The sequence below is a fragment of the Anabaena azotica SJ-1 genome (assembly GCF_047275885.1).
GTDB classification, from domain to species: Bacteria; Cyanobacteriota; Cyanobacteriia; order Cyanobacteriales; family Nostocaceae; genus Trichormus_B; species Trichormus_B azotica_A.
On the sequence record NZ_CP178454.1, the window covers coordinates 5,206,614 to 5,224,198 of the forward strand.

Sequence of the window (17,585 nt, forward strand, 5' to 3'; positions counted from 1 at the left end):
AAAAACGTTTTAGTACATTAAATTAATTAAAAATTAACCATGAATTATCAAATTGTTAACCAGTTAAACGAAGATCAAATTTATCAACTTGTAGAATTATATAAAAATGAATTTTGGAGCAAAGACCGAACTTATGAGCGAGTAGTCAAGATGTTAAAGGCATCAGATATAATTATTGCTTTGGTAGATGATCACGAAGAATTGATTGGTTTTTGTCGAGTCCTCACCGACTTTGTTTATCGAGGAACGTTATATGACGTAATTATTAAACCTGATTATAGAAACATGGGTTTGGGTGCTAAATTATTAGATGAAGTGATTCATCATCCACAATTAAAAGAAGTTGAAAATATTTCTCTTTACTGCTTATCAGAAATGATTTCTTTCTATGAAAAATGGGGATTCCAATATGATTTAGATGGAATTAAGTTAATGCGACGTTATAACCCATAATTTGAGGCATAAGCTCATGATTATTAATCCAGAAAATATCCCTCATCGAACCACTTCAGTTTACCCAGAAGTCTTTAAATATCGAATTGCAGGACGAGTCAAACAAGCTTTAGGAAATGCAGCCGGATTGAAAAACTTTGGTGTGAACTTAGTCACACTATCACCAGGAAGTTGTTCAGCATTGAGACATTGGCATCATAAACAAGATGAATTTATTTATATTATTCAAGGTGAAGCAACTTTAGTGACTAATGCAGGTGAGCAAATTCTCACACCGGGAATGATGGCAGGTTTCCCCGCAGGAGAAGCAAATGGACATCAAATAGTCAATAAATCTTCAGAAATAGCAATTTATTTGGAAGTTGGAGATAGAACACCAGGAGATGAAGTAGATTATCCAGATGATGATTTAATAGCTAAATCTAGTGATAATGGTGGATGGATTTTCACACATCGAGATGGTGATTTATATGAAATTTAAATCTAAACATGAATCATGGAAATTTGCATTATATAGCGTTTCCTAATCTTATGAGTTACATCATAGCCCCCTCATCGCTTGCGGGGAGGGGGTTGGGGGTGGGGTTTTTGTACCTCACTCAACCGATAAACGCTATATCTGTTATTAATAGCGATGCAGAAGTAAAACTAACTTTATCTAAAGTTTGGATTTCTAATCAAATTTGACATGGATTTATAGAATAAGTAATAGAAAATTATCAGGGAGATTAAAACTTTGCTATCAGATTTATTCAACTGGCAATCATTGATATTATTAGGAATCACTACATATCATCAAATTGCCAGCATTCAAGAAAAATCAAAAATACCACCCATAGGAAAATTGATTGATGTCGGTGGACATAAATTACATCTCTATTCGGCTGGACAAGGAAAGATGACAATAATTTTAGATCATAGTCTTGGCGGAATAGATGGCTATTTTTTAGTAGAAGAATTAGCAAAAATTTCACGAGTTTGTATTTATGATCGTGCCGGTTATGGTTCGAGTCAATCTAGTAATAAACCTCGTACTAGTGAACACATAGTTAAAGAATTACATATTTTATTGCAGAAGGCAGAAATTGAACCACCATACATATTAGTTGGTAACTCTTTTGGTAGTTATAATATGCGTCTTTATGCTCATTTGTTCCCGGAAGAAGTGGTGGGAATGGTTTTAACAGATGGGTTGCATGAAAAACAGATGTTAGCAATGCCATTGAGTCTGCAATTATTGAAGTTATTTTTTACAGGTTCTTTTTTTATTGCTTTCTTGGGTGCAGCATTAGGAATTGTCAGATTATTAGGGATAATAGGCGCTTTTGAAGTTATCAAAAAAGAACTGCGTCAGTTTCCCGCAACTAAATTAAAAATCGTCAAGCGTTCTTTTTATTCTTCACGACATTGGTTGACCATGTTTCGAGAAATGTGGAGTTTAAATACCAGCGGTCATCAATTACAAAAAGCTGATTATTTTGGAAATATGCCAATTATTAATATCAAAGCTACTACGTTTCTTAAGCCTGGATTGGGAAGGTTTTCTTTTTCAATTTCACCAGCCGATAAACTGCGAGATTCTATACAATCTAATTTGCTTTTACTTTCAACTGACTGTGAACAATTATTGACAGAAACAAGTAGTCATTTTGTATGGATAGACGAGCCAGAAGTTATTTTGGCAGCAGTGAGAAGAGTTTTGGATAAAGTTGAAAATACAAAGTATTAATTAACGTAAATAAATATATAAACCTATCTCACCCCCATAATATATGCTATCTTGTCTACTTCTACTAACCCTTGACGTTCTAATTCATAAGCAATAAATGGAGCTTTCCTTTTTAAATGGTCGAAAGAACACTTTTTTTTGCAATACTCTATCAGCCTATCTGAACGCCCCAATTGCCAAGTTTCTTCATTAAGTTTTAGTTCTTTAATTGTATAAATTACTCTTTCTTTTAGTGGTTCTAAAAGCTTAGGATTAGGTTTAATAAGCATGGAAGGAAAATCAAGAATAAAACTATCTGCCGGTAAGAAAAAAGGATCTATAATCTCTTCTTTTATTCCTTTATTAGTGTTAATTTTTGAGCAAATAAGACGGAAATTATCCCATTCATAAGCTAGTTCAGGTTTAACCGTTTTAGGAATAAAATGATCAACTGCTGGGCTACCTGTGTCATAAGGAATCCATTGTGCTGAATATGCACAAATCTGATTACAAGCATCGTATAAATCACGCAATGATCTCCGCCAATAATCACGGTTTTTCCAATCTTTTGTTTTAGGATTAGGAACTTTACTTAAAAAATATTTACCTTCTTTTCTAACTTTTTCGTCAAAATCATCAGGTTCAGGCTGGGGTTTAATAGGAATCACAAATCTACTCCATGCTGTTCTGCAAAATAAACCCACCTTGGCCAAAATCTATCATCTTCTGATAAATACCTTGCCAAATCATTTGATACTCTTGCCACATCTTCCGAATTGGGATTATTTGATAATTGTAAAATTTTCGCTGCTTCTATAGCCTTTTCTGCTTCCAAAGAACGCGAATGACGCAATTTAAAAACATCAGACATTAACCAATAATCTACCACACCTTGACGGATAAAAGGAAGTTCTTCAATTTGAACTTCATTACCTAATAAATCGCTTTTCACCAGTTCTAGACTAAATAACTTATCAACTCTTTCATCAAATCTAGGTTCTACAGATGCCATTACTAAAGGAGAATGAGTAGCAACCATAATTTGCACTTGTAAATCAGATGCTAAATCATCTCTCACATCTAACAAAGCAGGTAAAATAGCCCTTTGCCATTGGGGGTGAAGATGTGCTTCTAATTCATCTACTAAAATAACCATTCTCTTCTGTGGTTCTATGCGGATAAGTTTTGATTGTATTTTATGTTCTTCATAAGCCCAAACTATCAAATAAGCCATTGTAATTATCCGCTGTACCCCTGCGGAAGCATGAATAATGGGAACAGTTCCATAAGGATGTTCTATGGTGGGAATTTCTCTAGCATCATAAGGAAGTCTGACAGGTTCTCCCGGTTTCAAAATTCCTAAATCTCCTTCTTCGGGAGGTGATAAACGTGCTAATACTTTTTCTAAGGTGTCAAATGGATATTTATCTGGTTTACTTTGCCATTGAATCCAATCTTGTAATAATCCATTAATAAAAGTATTGCCATTTTCATCTTTTTGACCATTCCATAACTCATCTTTTGTAAACACAAAAGGAAGTGGTTTTTTTTCAATATTTCTAATCCGCAATGAAGATGACAAATATTGTTTTGCTGTGTCCCATACGGCAAAAGAACCATCTACTCTGGCATAAATTAAAAGACCTGGAATAGTTGAGCGATTTTTAATTTCATTCCATCTTTGAAGCTGCCAGTCATAAGAAATACTCTCTGTATCAGATTCCGAATCGCCAGAGATTTTAAATGTAATTACGGGTTCATCATCACTTAAAGTTTGCGTTGGATATGCTGGTAAATTTGCCCACTGTCCAGTTAAAGCCCACCAAGCACATTCTAGTAAAAAAGTTTTACCCAATCCATTATCACCTGTAATTAAGCTCAGTCTTTCTGCTGGTTCAAAACAAAGTTTTTTTGCAGCACCTACACCTTGTATTTCTAGATAAGTCAAAGCACCTTCTTCGGGTGGTATAAATGGAGGTTTTTCAATAACAGTTTTTAATTCTGTCCAAGACACTTTTTTATTTTTGAAAAGCTGGCTTATGTTGGTATTTTCAGGAATAGAAATATCAAATAAGTTGTTAAATTCTTGCTCATTTATCAAAAAATCATCTTTAAATTTTTCAATAATATCTTCTGGTGTTGTTTCAGATGACCATTCTTTTTCACGATATAGCCATACAGCTAAATGAAAAGTAGGAATCAGTTGATTATCATACTGAAACAAACAGGATTTTAAAATTTCAATATAGTTATCTTTCCAGCCCCATCTGTCTTCATTTATGTTATTGATTAATGATTCTCTAAATATTGGTGTATGGATATCTTTATAAATCTCTCTATAAACATCTTCTATTATAGAATTTACATATCTGTTAAGTTTTATCCATCTATTTTTATTTTTTGATAAACGGAAACATCTATAAGAAAATGTTGAGTCCTTATAGAGTTTATAGTTTTTTTCTAAAAAATCTTTAATTTCCGAATATAGAGATATTTCAATCGTATTACCTACTGGTAATTGTAATTGCTTAAACTTCAAAAAAGTAATTCCCCAAAAAGAATCTACATTTTCCAAATGTTTAAGAGACTCTTTGATTTGATCAATACTAATAAACATGAGTTTATCCTGTTCACTTTTTAAGTTAATTTGAATACATTACAGGTTAAATTCTTTCACTAAATAGCAAAATGCAAAACCCTTAATTTTTAATTAGTCCACCTTCGCGGACTTTGTTTGTATAGTAGCGACTTCTAGTCGCCGAAAACTTTTCAAACAACTTAGTTTTACCAAAATTACTCAAACCAATCTTCACCTCCCGGTAATTTAGCTAAATAATTATCAATCATCTTTGCTAACTCTTTAGGTTGATATTCATAAGTTAATAACAAAAGATTTTGAGCCAAATCAATCAACTCTTTTCCTTGCAATCTTTGAGAAACTTGACTTGGTTTTAAAGTCCCGCCAAAAATCTCCGCACTAGCGGGACGAATTGCCATTTCTACAGCTTCTGCTAAATATTCTTGCCATTCATCAGCTTTAATATAATAGGATTTTTGATTATCTTTAATATTCAATTTGGCAATTTGAATCACAGAATCAGAAATAGAAGCAATCCAAGAATTAGTTAAACGCTGTTCAATTTGATTTTTAATCAGATGAATAACTAACCTAACTAAAAAAGCTTCTATTTTTCGCAAAGTTCCCTGTTTGCTCATATCCTCCAAATCATCAAGAATTTCCAACGCATCATCATAACGCCCTTCTAAGATGCTTTGTCTTAATTCCATTAATTCTTGCGTCATGGTTATTGACCTTACTTAGTTGCAGTTATTAGTTGATTTTGTAGTTTTGATGTTCTGTCATAACCCAAATTGCTAAATATCTAGTTGATGCTGGGAATGGGTAATAGGTAATTGGTGATAAAATCCCTATTTTTATACTATTCATCCTGATTCTGACATTTTACTATCTATAAAATCTAGTGTTTCCTATTCCCTCAAGGTGAGTTAAAGTTCTGATACAGAAGGGGTTAAACATTGCTAAATCCTTACCTATACAGGCATCACCCGCACAGCTATTTATCATGCTTCAGTTTAACAGCCCTTTGGGCGAGGCAGAAAGCAGAAGGAAAAATTTTTCATAAAGCTACATTAGCGTTGTAACTAGAGTGATTGTCAGTATAATAGCCTGGTTATTATTAACAAAAATTCGACGTTAACTATTTCCTTTGTCTTCTCTGCGGTTTCATACTCCCACCATGTCTACACAACCCATAATTGAAAGCATATATACTGATGGTGCTTGCACAGGCAACCCCGGCCCTGGTGGTTGGGCTGTAGTTGTTTATTTTAACGATGGTTCAGTTCACGAAATGGGTGACGCATCACGCCATACCACCAATAATAAAATGGAAATGCAAGCGGCGATCGCAGCCCTAGAATTTTTTGCCAACTCTGGACAAACCCAACCCATCATCCTCTACACCGATAGCGAATATCTAATCAACTCCGTTACCAAATGGATGCCTGGCTGGAAAAAGAAAGGCTGGAAAAAATCAGATGGCAACCCAGTCCAAAATCAAGACCTTTTAGAAACCCTCGATAGACTCAACAGCAGACTCGTCAAATGGCAGCACGTGCGCGGACATTCTGGTAACATAGGTAACGAACGTTGTGATGTGATTGCTCGCTCCTTTGCCAGCGGTAAAATCCCATCTCTTCAACAATTTTCGCCTGCAAATCCTTACCCAACTTTAACCACTACAAAGGAAATCAATGTAGCAAATGTATCTGATTCTTCAACAAACTCTACAAAAATTAACGAAAACATTTCCCAAAGCAGTATTTTGTCATCAGACATAACCACTATGGAACCATCTACAGCGTCAGCTGCCAATACAAACGACGATAAACCACCTGAGTTGAGGATTTCACAACTCCGCAACTTAGTTGAAACTCTGCGTGTGGCTGACGAAATTGCAGAAAAAGGCTATTTAATCACTAGTTCAGAACTAGCAGACCTGATGGATGTCCACGCCAGTGCAGTCACTAGTCGGGGAGATCAGTGGCGTTGGCGAAACTGGATAGTTTCACGAGTCCGACGGGAAGGTAATCAAATTCTGTGGGAACTGGAAAGAGGTGATCAAATAGGAACTGAAGCCGAATAATTCATTCCCAATTACAGCAGGAGTCAGGAGTGAAACTGGCTTCGTGTATAGGTTTCAATTTTGATTCTGTACCTTATTGATCTGCAATCTGCTGTATCAGCCTAATTTGCCTTAATACTTCCTTCCTCTCCATTCTCGCGGAGTGTGGAAAGCAGATAAAAAGATTCGCAGTACAGCCAAAGGATCAGCCAGGGGGGAAAGCCAGAATAACCAACCTCCCTTGGCATCTTTACGGTCGTAAGAAGGTGCGATCGCTAATAATAAAGCAAAGCGAATGAACAATAGAAATACATTCAGTGCTAATACCAAGGAAATAGGGAGATAGGGAGATGGGAAGAAGGGGAGGAAAGCCAAAACGATCATCAGAGGTAAACCTTGCACCGCTGACAATAGCCATAAATCACCCCAAACTTGAGCGCGGTTAGACGCATCCTTCAAATCTAAACTGCGCCCCCACTCCTTCCAAGTTTCCATCGCCCCCTCATACATCCGCACCTTTAGCACTTCTGCCCCATCCAAAAACCCCACCTTAAAACCAGCCGCCGCAATATTTCGCGCCAAAGTCACATCATCACAAAACGAACCACTGGCACTGCTATAACCATCTACAGCCGCTAAAACCGAGCGACGACACAAAAAACACTGTCCATTGGCCATCACCCTTTCCGGTTGTTCCGTATAAATACCCGCAGGGTCAAATCTATATAACAGCGTCATCAACAAAGCCGGTTGTAACCAGCATTCCCCAGGATACTTGAGAATAAACTGAGGTGACAAAGAAACCAAATCATAACCCTCAGTTTCGGCTGTTTTTACCAAACTTGCCACCAAACCAGGATGGGGTTGAATATCCGCATCCATCCCCAAAAACCACTCACTTCCCTGGGAACTAAACAAAAAACCGTTATGTAACGCCCAAGGACGACCTACCCAACCAGAAGGTAAAGGATCATCTGTCATCACCCGAAACCGTGGATCTTTTTGCTGTGCCGCTTTTACCAAATCGGGAGTACCATCTTGGGATCTGCTATCAACCACAATTACTTCTCGGACTTCGTAACTTTGCCGACTTAACCCCGTTAATAGCGGACTTATGCGTAATGCCTCATTTAAAGTTGGAACAATCACACTGACACGACCTAACATATCAGGCGTTGGTTGCTGTGGTTTGAGGGGCGTATGTCGTCTTGGGCCTTTGAGTAGCCGTGATAGTAGAAGTGCCGTTGCTGGTACTTGAATAAGTAGTAATAAGAGGGAAATAGTGCTTTCTATGATCAAAATATTTATACCAATTCAAAATAGTGCTGACAGTAGGCTACGCCAATAAAATTTAAAATAATACAAATTTGTCTAAATTGTTAATTACAAATTATTGAGTAGTGCTGAGTAGAATTGCTACTAGTTCACTCAGCACTAACGAAGTTACTTGAAAGCTACTTTGACGCTGGCAACAGAAACTTCTTTGGTTGCAGGTTCAACACCTACAGGAGTGGATGTGCCAGGGCCTCTCAACCACAGTGCTACAGCAGGTGCAACGCCAAGTACCAAGCCTAGTAAGACAGGAATGGAGAAGCCAGCAGCCAAGCTCATCACGGTTGCAAAACCAAAGTTACCCAAATACACTATCAAAGGGATATTGAGTTGCGATCGCTCTAATTTTACTGGATTATTTCTCCACAACAGCGCCGCTACTGCCATAAACACTGAACCAGTACCCATCCAACCGGCAAAATTTTGGTAAGGCATCCCGAAGAAAGCCCCTGGTTGTTGCCAATACCAGAAGGGAAGGGAAGTTTGACTCATAGCCGGGTCAAGGACAAAATCCCAAGAAGTGAGTAATAACGCACCAAGGGCGATCGCACCTACATGACGGAACAAACTAGGCTTTTTATCTACCTCTAAACCTACACGCGCCAGCAGGTAAGAAACACATCCCACATAAAACCATGACAAGGGAATCGTAAACGGCACTAAACCCGCAATCTTATAACCCAAGCCACTCAAATAGCTGTAGTGACCAAAAGGAAAACCTGTGCTAGTTCCCAATAACTCACTAGTCAAAGAAATTAACACCGAAGGCAACAGAAAACACAAAGCACGGCCTAAACCCAAAGTCCGGTAAGCATACAGGAAAACACCTACAGCACCTAAAATCATATAAGCCACCCCGCCACCTGCCATACTCCACTGCATGACAGTCTGCCCGACTTCAGATAAGCTCAAAATTACTTCCGCATTAGGAATAATTAATAATATCCCTACTAGTCCAAACACCATAGACACGATATGACCAATCAGGCATACGCGCTCAACAATAACTAGTTGTTTCATGATCAGCCCTTAACCTTAATAAAATGTGACACGCGGCTACTCGACTGCTAATAGTTTACAAATGTTTAAGATCATAATTTAACTAATTTTTACAAAATAATCCGGGAAAATTGATAGTTGATTCATCTCATAGTTGGAAAATAGTTGAAAAAAGGATCAATATCCTCAACCTAAACCCTTGTTTAACTGAGCCAATCAACTGAAAATTGTAAAATAATATCTCCAACAGCTACTGGGAACACCAATCTATGCCAACCTTAAACAGAATTCCTTGGTTTTCCCTAGCACTAGCAGTGCTGAGTTACAGCACTTTGGGCTGGGTCATATCCGAAACCAAAGCCCCTTGGTTCGTGTGGTTGATAGTTGCATTAGCTACATTGCTTTTACTAGCCAGTCTTACTGCTTCATGGTCAAAACTAGCAGAGTATTACACTATGCTGTTTCAATCAAATATCAGGTCTTTTGGCATCACTGTATTAGCAGCTTTCCTCTTCTTTCTCATGATTGCCTGGTTTCGAGTATTCCTTGATACTTTGCTGGTACTCTCAGCTACTATTTTAGTGAAGATAGACTTTCAGACCGCTGGCTTCAAACAAGGTATAGCTTTTTGGTTGACATCTATCTTGTCATTAACAGGTTTAGCTACAGGCGCTTTATTACACAGGTTTATTTAATAAGTTTGTCAGGAGTTAGCCCAGGGTAAGGATTCAGGAAAAAGATAAATAATCCTTCATCCCTAATCCCTAACCCCTACTCCTAATGACTAAAACTTAACTAGCTACCGCTTCAGCAACAGCAGGATAAACGCTGATTTGTTTCCGGGTTTTGCCCTTTCTTTCAAAAGTCACAACACCATCAACTAAAGCAAATAAAGTATCATCACTGCCAATACCAACGTTATTACCAGGGTGGAATTTAGTACCACGCTGACGGATCAGAATATTTCCTGCACGCACAGCTTGACCACCAAAACGCTTTACGCCCAGACGTTGAGCATTAGAGTCACGACCGTTTCTTGTACTACCCGTTCCTTTCTTGTGAGCCATAATTTCCTCTTAAATTTATCTACTTATTTTTATGATTCAGCAGCAACAGCTTCTTCAGGAATGCTATCCACAGGATTAGGACTTTCTGGAGTAATTGGCGCTTCTTGATATGCCAAAACCTCACCGTTGAGGTTAATGGAGTTAATCAAAAGTCTGGTTGTTTCCTGGCGGTGTCCGCGTTTTTTGCGGGTTTTCTTCTTAGGTTTCATTTTGTAAACCAGGACTTTACGACCTCTAAAATGTCGCATCACCGTCCCTTCTACTGTCGCACCTGTCACTCGCGGCTGTCCAATTGAGACTTCGCCCTCGTGCTGCACCAGCAATACTGCGTCTATGGTCACTTTTTCGTCTGGTTCGGTACTCAGCAGTTCAATGTCGTAAAAACGACCTGCTTCAACTTTAATTTGTTTACCGCCAGTTTCAATAATTGCGTAGGTCATGAAATTGTCCTTGAAGTTGCCGTACAGGTAGCTGGTCTTAATCTCCTGTAGAGACTATAATTTATGGCTTTTACCAGCTTTTGCAGTATGTCTACCTGATCCGAGCAGGAAGTTAGACAGACAATCTAAAATCTTATCTTAATGAGCAGCATTCGGTCAAGATTATCATTGATTCAAAAATCTTATCTAGAAAACTTGACTTGATTACCGGAATGGAGACGTATGTGTTTGTAGTCAATTGAGACACAGACAGAATAAAAATTTAACCATCTGGGCAGTATCTACGGGTAGAGTTGCTCAGATTTTTTTTTAGCCTTTATTTAGCCTTTATTATTTAGCCTTTATATATAATACAATTTGGTAAAAATAAAATCTAGGGACTACATCAACAATATTATTTCAGTAAAAAAACATTTTATGGGTGTCGTGCCACTAGTTATCATCAGGTTTGATAAAAAGATATGAAAAGAATAGCAGTTGAACAAAGAAGTATTTTTATCGGCTTGGCAGGTAGTCACGGCTATGGTTTAAATCGTCCCGATTCCGATTATGATTATCGGGGCGTATTTATTGCTCCTAAACGTTACTATTTGGGATTCGATAGCATAGAACAAAAAGATACTGGCTGGGATGAACCAGGTATATTTCCCTTCATAGATGGTAATGAAGATACTGTTATTTATGAGTTAAGGAAAGTATTACATTTATTAGCAGGTGCTAATCCCAACGTTTTAGAGTTACTTTGGTTGCCCACATATCCTATTTTAACTGAGGTTGGACAGCATTTAATTAATCACAGACAGTTATTTTTGAGTAAAAAAGTTAAACATACCTATTCTGGCTATGCTTTTGCTCAAATCAAAAAAATGGAAACTCATCGCAAATGGTTGTTAAATCCACCAACAAAAAAACCAATACCTAGTGATTTTGGTATAGAAGATGAACCACCTTTGAGCAAAGATGAACTCAATGCTTTTTTAGAGTATCTTTATCTCTTGATTAGGGGTAAAATTGAATTTTTAGAAGAATCCGAGCAATTATACACATTGCTAACAGCAGATATTGATTTTAAAGGCATATTAAAACAATATGCTTTAGCAGATGAAGCTTTAGAATACAGCCGAAATCTCACTAATAGCCGTAAAGATTTTATTCGTCTGTTGCAAAAAAGTCAAAGCTATCAAATTGCGTTAAGAGAATGGAAGGCTTATATATCTTGGCAGCAAAATAGAAATCCCGCTAGGGCGGAAATGGAAAGAAAGTCAGGTTATGATTTGAAACACGGAATGCACTGTATTAGATTACTGCGTAGTGGCTTAGAAATATTGCAAACAGGAGAAGTAATTGTCAATAGAAACATTGCTGGAGATATTGATGATTTAAAAGCTATTCTCAGAGGAGAGTATACTTATGAACAGTTGATGAAAATGGCAGAAGATTTAGTGAATCAAATGGATATTTATTATGACCAATCTACTTTACCTCACAGACCAGATTTGGAAAAAATTAATGATTTGTGTATGGAATTAGTTGAAATGCAAGGTTGGTAACAGGGCGTTATTAATCGCAAAAAATCTAAAATTGGCACGGTCAATAAACTGTATTTAGGATATTTTTATGAATAGAACATTTTTTACTCGAAATACAAGAGTAATCAGCCAAAAAATTAAGGAATCCTGGAGTTTATTGAATCAGTGGTTTTCAAATACTCCAGAAAGAGCTATTTTAGAAGCTTATGAAGCAGCACAAGCAATTCAAAAAATTGAAATTGAGCAATTTGGTGGTAAAAAAATTACCCATGAATCAGGTGATTTTAGTGAAAATGTGATGGCTTTTTGGCAAGGAAATTTAAATAGGAATTTAGCTATTATTAAAGTTAGATTAGCTGAATTTCAATTAGGACTTAGTTTGGTCAATAGTTCAGATCCTAGTTTATTAGAAAAACTCAATTTTATTGATGAAGTAATATCTAAATATATAGCTCCAAATCAAATTAGTAATGAACCAATAGAAAATTCTATTCGAGCAGTTAAAAAACAGCCAAATTCATCGAATACAACAATTTTTAAAGAAGCATCTGTAAATCACAATCTTGGTGTATTTCCAGGGTCAATTGGCAGAACTTTTAATAAAATTGCTCAAGATTTTACTCCCCAAGCAGAAGAAGAATTTGTCAAAAAATATCGAAATTCTAGAAATAGAACGATCAGGGCAGTTAAATTTTTCTTACTACTGATTCTTGTCCCACTATTAACTCAGCATTTTTCTAAACTATTATTAGTTAGCCCTGTGGTGAAACATTTCAAAACCGAAAAAACAACGCAAATTTTTATCAATTCAGAAATGGAGGAGAAAGCACTGAATGAATTAAAAACTTTTGAGCAAGGATTGAAATTTAGATCCCTACTCCGTCAAGCACCACAACTTTCATCTGAGAACGTTGAAGCCAAGGTTAAAAATAAAGCGATTGAGATAGCAGAAGAATTCCGCAAAAAAACTAACGGTGCTATCAGCAATTTATTTGCTGATTTTATATCACTGATTTCTTTTGCTATAGTAGTTGTTTTGAGCAAAAAAGATATCATCATTGTTAAATCTTTTATAGATAAACTTGTTTACGGTTTAAGTGACAGTGCGAAGGCTTTTTTAATTATTTTATTGACAGATATATTTGTAGGATTTCACTCTCCCCATGGGTGGGAGATTCTTTTAGAAGGTTTCGCAGAGCATTTAGGTTTACCAGCAAGTAGAAATGTAATATTTTTGTTTATTGCTACATTTCCAGTAATTCTAAATACTATATTTAAATACTGGATATTCCGCTATCTAAGTCGCTTATCTCCTTCTGCATTGGCTACATTGAAAGAGATGGATGAGTAGGAATAAGCTATTAAACATTTAAGTTGCACATTGAGACAAGCAGGGGAGCAGAGGAGAAAGATTCACGGTTTTTCCCTAAAATTAAAAAGTTTATTGGTAATTTTGTCGTAAGTATTCAGCTATAGCTTTTGTTGATACCCAGATCCCCCACTTCTGCAATCAATTCAAATTTTATTAAAATGATAATCAAAAAAGTCGGGGATCTTATCATTCCATTCCTGAATGCTTACATTTTGTCAAGTTCCAAAAATTTTTCATGAATCTAGACAAATATTTAGTGCAGAATCTCAGATTATCTGCTAATAATTGGGTTTAATAATTGCTTTTGTTGATAAAGATAAAAGTAATTATTAATACGTATCAGTGATGCAGTAAGAAGCATTACTTTTAGCTTAGAAATGAATTTAGAAGTTTAGTTCCCGACTTAGCCTTATGAGTATCTTATTCAATCGTAAATTTCAAATCACAGCAGGTATTGTTACTTTTTTTCTGGTTGTTTTAGCTCACCAAAATCTATATGCACAGTCAGAAATTCCGCAAGTAATTACGCAAGCACAAATTACACAAACTCAACCTATTAATTTACTCAGTCAGCAAAATCAAGCTACATCTATATTCTATTCTGTAATTGATGAATGGCAAAAATATAAATATAGTGTCAATGGGAAACACATTTTAAAATCTGTACAATTACCAACGGCTAAAGTTAATTTCAATCAAGCTGATTTATTAACTGTTCTCGCTAATACGCGCAAATATTTTCAAGATAATGCTGACAAAGATCCTAATATTTCTCGCAATGGATTGTTATTAAGCCAAGGTGTGACTGTTCAGGATGTTCTCAAAACTTTGGATTTTATGATTACTGTTTTGCAGGAAGATATTAGTAATAATCGTCCTACTCGGTTACAAGATCCTAATTTTATCAATGCTAATTTTCGAGTAATTAAATGGTCAGCTTATAATCTTGATGATCCGCAACAAAAACAATTAAGAATTACAAAATATGCCGTTTTTAAACATCCTGGTTCTCGGTCTAAAACATCCAAATATAATATACCGATTTATAGTTTAAAAGAGAATTTAGGAAATGATAATTTCTACACTAAATACACTAAACAAGATGTTTTGTCAGGTATTTATGAGCCTGGTGGCAAAGAATTTGGCAGGGTAGAAGCTTTGGCATATCTGACCCGTCAAGGTTTAGAGGAAGCATTAATGCAGGGAACTATTTTGATTAATTTTACAGATGGTTCACAAGAGTTTTTTAATGTGGATAGAAATAATGGAATTTCTTATGTAAGAGGAGTAAAACCCATATCACAAAAACGTTATTGGTATTTTAGAAAAGTTGATGAAATCAAAGGTTATGGATATAAGATTGATGCGAAGATTTCTATTAAGCCAGGTGTAACTTTTGCTGGAGATGTCCTGAATATTGGCTTGGGTAGAGTGATTGTGATGGAATATAATCAAGGTGGACGCAAACGTCTACAAATGGGTGTAATGGCTGATACTGGTGGGGCATTTTTACCAAATTTGCATCAACTCGATTTTTTGGCAGGTATTTTTGAGGATCAAAAAGATTTTAGGCAGCATATCCAGCAATTACCTGAATATGCGACACCTTATATTTTGGTTAAAAAGTGAAAGTAGATGATTGAGAATTGCGATCGCATCAACCCAATCTACCAAATCTACCCAATCTACAAAATCTACAAAACTGCTGAAAACTTCCTCCCACACTTGAAAAATTGCTAAGTGTGGGCTTCTGAACCAATCTGGCTAAGATACTCCTACCAGTCGTCTCACTTGCGATTTCACCGCTTCCACAATGGCATCTGCATCAATTTTAGCAGCATGGAGTAGTTCTTCAGGAGTTCCAGAAGTTGGCATATCTTGAACGGCAAGTTTAATAATCTGTAATTGCGAAATTTTGTAGGCAGGGGTGCTACTATTCCCTGCAAAGGCATCTAAGACAGCCGCACCTAATCCTCCTTCTGGCCAATGATCTTCTACAACTACTAAATTACCGTTGGTATCTTTCGCTGCTTGATGTAGAGTTTGGATATCAATGGGTTTAACGGAATAGGCATCAATAATACGGGCTGTGATGCCTTCATTTTTCAATCTGTCATAAGCTTTCAGGGCTTCATGTACAGTGATACCTGCGGCAATAATTGTGGCTTGATCGCGCTGGGAACGGTGGATAATTTTACTACCACCAATGGAAAATTGTTCTTGGCTACCATAAATTACAGGTGTGCTTTCTCTGGTGGTACGGAGGTAAACGATACCATAGCGATCGCTCATCTGTGCCACTAGTTTAGCCGTCTGATTAGCATCACAAGGATACAATACAGTGCTATTCCACACAGCGCGAAAAGCTGCTAAATCTTCCAATCCCATTTGGGAAGCACCATCTTGACCAATGGAGACACCTGCATGAGAACCAACTAAGTTAATGTTGGCACGAGATACCGCAGCCATCCTGATAAAGTCATAACCACGAGTTAAAAAGGCTGCAAAAGTAGAAGCAAAGGGTTTGTATTTTCGTACCTGTAAGCCCACAGCAGCAGCTATCATTTGCTGTTCAGCAATGTACATCTCAAAGTAGCGTTCTGGAAAAGCTTCAGCAAAATCTTCCGCATAGGTGGAATTATTCACCTCAGCATCAAGGACAACCACATCAGGTTGCGAAGTCCCCAAAGCCAACAAAGCATCACCGTAAGCGCGACGGGTGGCTACTTGATTACCTTTTTGATAGGTGGGCAGTTGTAGGGGTTGAGATACTCCCAGTGCAGCGGGTTGGCTTTGTGCTTCGGGTTTATCTACGGTAATAGTAATGTGACGTTCTCCACCTAATTCTGCGATAGCTTGTTTTTCCTGTTCTGCTTTCAGTGCTTTACCGTGCCAACCACCTAAATCTTCTAAAGATGCTACACCTTTGCCTTTCTTTGTCCTAGCAATAATCACCGTGGGACGGTCATTTACAGCTACCGCTGCACTAAAAGCTTGGTCAATTTCTGTTAAATTATGACCATCAATTTCTATGGCTTGCCAACCAAAAGCCTTAGCACGGTTAGCATAGGCTTGTGTATTCCAGCCTAATTCAGTTTGACCACGTTGCCCAAGGCGATTAACATCAATAATGGCAATTAGATTATCTAAAGTATAGTGAGAAGCATGATCAAAAGCTTCCCAAATCGAACCTTCAGCCGTTTCACTATCCCCCAATAATACCCAAACATTGTAAGGTAATTGATCTAAATATTTACCCGCTAAAGCCACCCCTACACCAATGGGTAAACCTTGCCCTAGCGAACCCGTTGCGACATCCACCCAAGGTAAAATTGGTGTGGGATGACCTTCTAAACGGCTACCAGACCGACGTAATGATAGTAATTCTTGGTCAGAAATGACTCCCGCCGCTTTATACATAGAATACAGCAAAGGTGCAGCGTGTCCTTTGGAAAGAATAAAGCGATCGCTATTCGGGTTATCTGGATGATCAAAATCGTAGCGAAGATATTTAGATAGAAAAACCGCCATCAAATCAGCGGCAGACATAGAAGAGGTAGGATGACCCGAACCTGCGATCGTTGTAGCGCGAATACTATCCACACGCAACTGTTGAGCTAGTTCTTGCCATTGATATAGTTGCTCTTGGGTGGTCATGGTTTTTAGAGAATAATCAACGTTATTTGCTGAAAAGTTGAGCTTAAATTGGTATATACAGCGGTTTAGATTTCAATAGCCCACATTATAAAAACGCTACAAACAACATCTCTACAGGTGTAGAAATTTTATTTCTGGCTTTCATTTACCCAAAAATTTATCTTGGCTTGGGTTTAATTTAAAGAGTTTGTTTTATCAAGACTTCTAGCTAATGGAATAAACATAATTTATATCTAAAGACTTATAAACTTTATCTTCATGATTGATTTTCAATCTTTAGACAGAATATTTTTGAATTAATTAAAATAACAACAATATAGCGGTATGCACTTGAATGAGATACACAATTAACGTTAAAAATCCATACACTAAAAGACTTTCA

The 17,585-nt window shown here is 36.9% G+C and carries 16 protein-coding genes; 8 read left to right on the forward strand and 8 right to left on the reverse strand.

All coding sequences use genetic code 11. The annotated features are described in order from the left end of the window. Nucleotides 1–39: 39 nt before the first annotated feature. The 3 genes from ACLLO5_RS22535 (at nucleotide 40) to ACLLO5_RS22545 (ending at nucleotide 2,182) form a co-directional block, all read left to right on the forward strand. Nucleotides 40–453 carry a GNAT family N-acetyltransferase gene (locus ACLLO5_RS22535; RefSeq protein ID WP_413172732.1) on the forward strand — a complete coding sequence of 138 codons (414 nt, stop codon included), beginning with the start codon at nucleotides 40–42 and terminating at the stop codon, nucleotides 451–453. A gap of 16 nt (nucleotides 454–469) precedes the next feature. Continuing rightward, nucleotides 470–934, forward strand: coding sequence for a cupin domain-containing protein (locus tag ACLLO5_RS22540; protein WP_413172733.1), 465 nt, complete (start codon nucleotides 470–472; stop codon nucleotides 932–934). A 255-nt stretch (nucleotides 935–1,189) separates the two neighbouring features. Further along, on the forward strand, nucleotides 1,190–2,182 hold the full coding sequence (locus ACLLO5_RS22545; protein ID WP_413172734.1) for an alpha/beta fold hydrolase: 993 nt from the start codon (nucleotides 1,190–1,192) through the stop codon (nucleotides 2,180–2,182). A gap of 23 nt (nucleotides 2,183–2,205) precedes the next feature. Here ACLLO5_RS22545 and ACLLO5_RS22550 read toward each other — a convergent pair whose 3' ends face one another. From ACLLO5_RS22550 to ACLLO5_RS22560, 3 genes are all read right to left on the reverse strand, one after another. Next, the gene (locus ACLLO5_RS22550; protein WP_413172736.1) at nucleotides 2,206–2,829 is read right to left on the reverse strand and encodes a hypothetical protein; all 624 of its coding nucleotides are present in this window, start codon (nucleotides 2,827–2,829) and stop codon (nucleotides 2,206–2,208) included. Next, complete coding sequence (locus tag ACLLO5_RS22555; protein ID WP_413172737.1) at nucleotides 2,826–4,778, reverse strand: AAA family ATPase; 1,953 nt, start codon at nucleotides 4,776–4,778, stop codon at nucleotides 2,826–2,828. Before ACLLO5_RS22555 ends, ACLLO5_RS22550 begins: the two co-directional genes overlap by 4 nt. Before the next feature lie 176 nt (nucleotides 4,779–4,954). Next, the gene (locus ACLLO5_RS22560) at nucleotides 4,955–5,464 is read right to left on the reverse strand and encodes a DUF29 family protein (protein ID WP_413172738.1); all 510 of its coding nucleotides are present in this window, start codon (nucleotides 5,462–5,464) and stop codon (nucleotides 4,955–4,957) included. A gap of 455 nt (nucleotides 5,465–5,919) precedes the next feature. Between ACLLO5_RS22560 and rnhA the strand changes: the two genes are divergently transcribed. Next, nucleotides 5,920–6,828, forward strand: coding sequence for a ribonuclease HI (rnhA, locus tag ACLLO5_RS22565; protein WP_413172739.1), 909 nt, complete (start codon nucleotides 5,920–5,922; stop codon nucleotides 6,826–6,828). A gap of 111 nt (nucleotides 6,829–6,939) precedes the next feature. On the opposite strand, the gene cruG is transcribed toward rnhA, so the two are convergent. Next, complete coding sequence (gene cruG, locus ACLLO5_RS22570) at nucleotides 6,940–8,106, reverse strand: 2'-O-glycosyltransferase CruG (RefSeq protein WP_413172740.1); 1,167 nt, start codon at nucleotides 8,104–8,106, stop codon at nucleotides 6,940–6,942. Nucleotides 8,107–8,250: 144 nt separating this feature from the next. Next, on the reverse strand, nucleotides 8,251–9,159 hold the full coding sequence (gene cruF, locus ACLLO5_RS22575; RefSeq protein ID WP_413172741.1) for a gamma-carotene 1'-hydroxylase CruF: 909 nt from the start codon (nucleotides 9,157–9,159) through the stop codon (nucleotides 8,251–8,253). A gap of 248 nt (nucleotides 9,160–9,407) precedes the next feature. Between cruF and ACLLO5_RS22580 the strand changes: the two genes are divergently transcribed. Beyond that, the gene (locus ACLLO5_RS22580; protein WP_413172742.1) at nucleotides 9,408–9,833 is read left to right on the forward strand and encodes a hypothetical protein; all 426 of its coding nucleotides are present in this window, start codon (nucleotides 9,408–9,410) and stop codon (nucleotides 9,831–9,833) included. Nucleotides 9,834–9,929: 96 nt separating this feature from the next. Here ACLLO5_RS22580 and rpmA read toward each other — a convergent pair whose 3' ends face one another. After that, nucleotides 9,930–10,205 (reverse strand): 50S ribosomal protein L27, encoded by a 276-nt coding sequence (gene rpmA, locus ACLLO5_RS22585; RefSeq protein ID WP_413172743.1) that lies wholly within the window; start codon nucleotides 10,203–10,205, stop codon nucleotides 9,930–9,932. Nucleotides 10,206–10,234: 29 nt separating this feature from the next. Next, nucleotides 10,235–10,645 carry a 50S ribosomal protein L21 gene (gene rplU / locus ACLLO5_RS22590; protein WP_413172744.1) on the reverse strand — a complete coding sequence of 137 codons (411 nt, stop codon included), beginning with the start codon at nucleotides 10,643–10,645 and terminating at the stop codon, nucleotides 10,235–10,237. A 461-nt stretch (nucleotides 10,646–11,106) separates the two neighbouring features. On the opposite strand from rplU, the gene ACLLO5_RS22595 reads away from it, so the two are divergent. From ACLLO5_RS22595 to ACLLO5_RS22605, 3 genes are all read left to right on the forward strand, one after another. Beyond that, complete coding sequence (locus tag ACLLO5_RS22595) at nucleotides 11,107–12,195, forward strand: DNA polymerase beta superfamily protein (protein ID WP_413172745.1); 1,089 nt, start codon at nucleotides 11,107–11,109, stop codon at nucleotides 12,193–12,195. 67 nt (nucleotides 12,196–12,262) lie between these two features. Next, nucleotides 12,263–13,525 carry a proton extrusion protein PcxA gene (locus ACLLO5_RS22600; protein WP_413172746.1) on the forward strand — a complete coding sequence of 421 codons (1,263 nt, stop codon included), beginning with the start codon at nucleotides 12,263–12,265 and terminating at the stop codon, nucleotides 13,523–13,525. Nucleotides 13,526–13,957: 432 nt separating this feature from the next. Then, the gene (locus ACLLO5_RS22605) at nucleotides 13,958–15,175 is read left to right on the forward strand and encodes a hypothetical protein (RefSeq protein ID WP_413172747.1); all 1,218 of its coding nucleotides are present in this window, start codon (nucleotides 13,958–13,960) and stop codon (nucleotides 15,173–15,175) included. 135 nt (nucleotides 15,176–15,310) lie between these two features. On the opposite strand, the gene ACLLO5_RS22610 is transcribed toward ACLLO5_RS22605, so the two are convergent. Next, nucleotides 15,311–17,203 (reverse strand): transketolase, encoded by a 1,893-nt coding sequence (locus ACLLO5_RS22610; protein WP_413172748.1) that lies wholly within the window; start codon nucleotides 17,201–17,203, stop codon nucleotides 15,311–15,313. Nucleotides 17,204–17,585: the final 382 nt, after the last annotated feature.

Bases quoted from the DNA above. Each gene is read 5' to 3' on its own strand.
- ACLLO5_RS22535 (WP_413172732.1), top strand. From the start codon at position 40: ATGAATTATCAAATTGTTAACCAGTTAAACGAAGATCAAATTTATCAA.
- ACLLO5_RS22540 (WP_413172733.1), top strand. From the start codon at position 470: ATGATTATTAATCCAGAAAATATCCCTCATCGAACCACTTCAGTTTAC.
- ACLLO5_RS22555 (WP_413172737.1), bottom strand. From the start codon at position 4,778: ATGTTTATTAGTATTGATCAAATCAAAGAGTCTCTTAAACATTTGGAA.
- ACLLO5_RS22560 (WP_413172738.1), bottom strand. From the start codon at position 5,464: ATGACGCAAGAATTAATGGAATTAAGACAAAGCATCTTAGAAGGGCGT.
- rnhA (WP_413172739.1), top strand. From the start codon at position 5,920: ATGTCTACACAACCCATAATTGAAAGCATATATACTGATGGTGCTTGC.
- cruF (WP_413172741.1), bottom strand. From the start codon at position 9,159: ATGAAACAACTAGTTATTGTTGAGCGCGTATGCCTGATTGGTCATATC.
- ACLLO5_RS22580 (WP_413172742.1), top strand. From the start codon at position 9,408: ATGCCAACCTTAAACAGAATTCCTTGGTTTTCCCTAGCACTAGCAGTG.
- rpmA (WP_413172743.1), bottom strand. From the start codon at position 10,205: ATGGCTCACAAGAAAGGAACGGGTAGTACAAGAAACGGTCGTGACTCT.
- rplU (WP_413172744.1), bottom strand. From the start codon at position 10,645: ATGACCTACGCAATTATTGAAACTGGCGGTAAACAAATTAAAGTTGAA.
- ACLLO5_RS22595 (WP_413172745.1), top strand. From the start codon at position 11,107: ATGAAAAGAATAGCAGTTGAACAAAGAAGTATTTTTATCGGCTTGGCA.
- ACLLO5_RS22600 (WP_413172746.1), top strand. From the start codon at position 12,263: ATGAATAGAACATTTTTTACTCGAAATACAAGAGTAATCAGCCAAAAA.
- ACLLO5_RS22605 (WP_413172747.1), top strand. From the start codon at position 13,958: ATGAGTATCTTATTCAATCGTAAATTTCAAATCACAGCAGGTATTGTT.
- ACLLO5_RS22610 (WP_413172748.1), bottom strand. From the start codon at position 17,203: ATGACCACCCAAGAGCAACTATATCAATGGCAAGAACTAGCTCAACAG.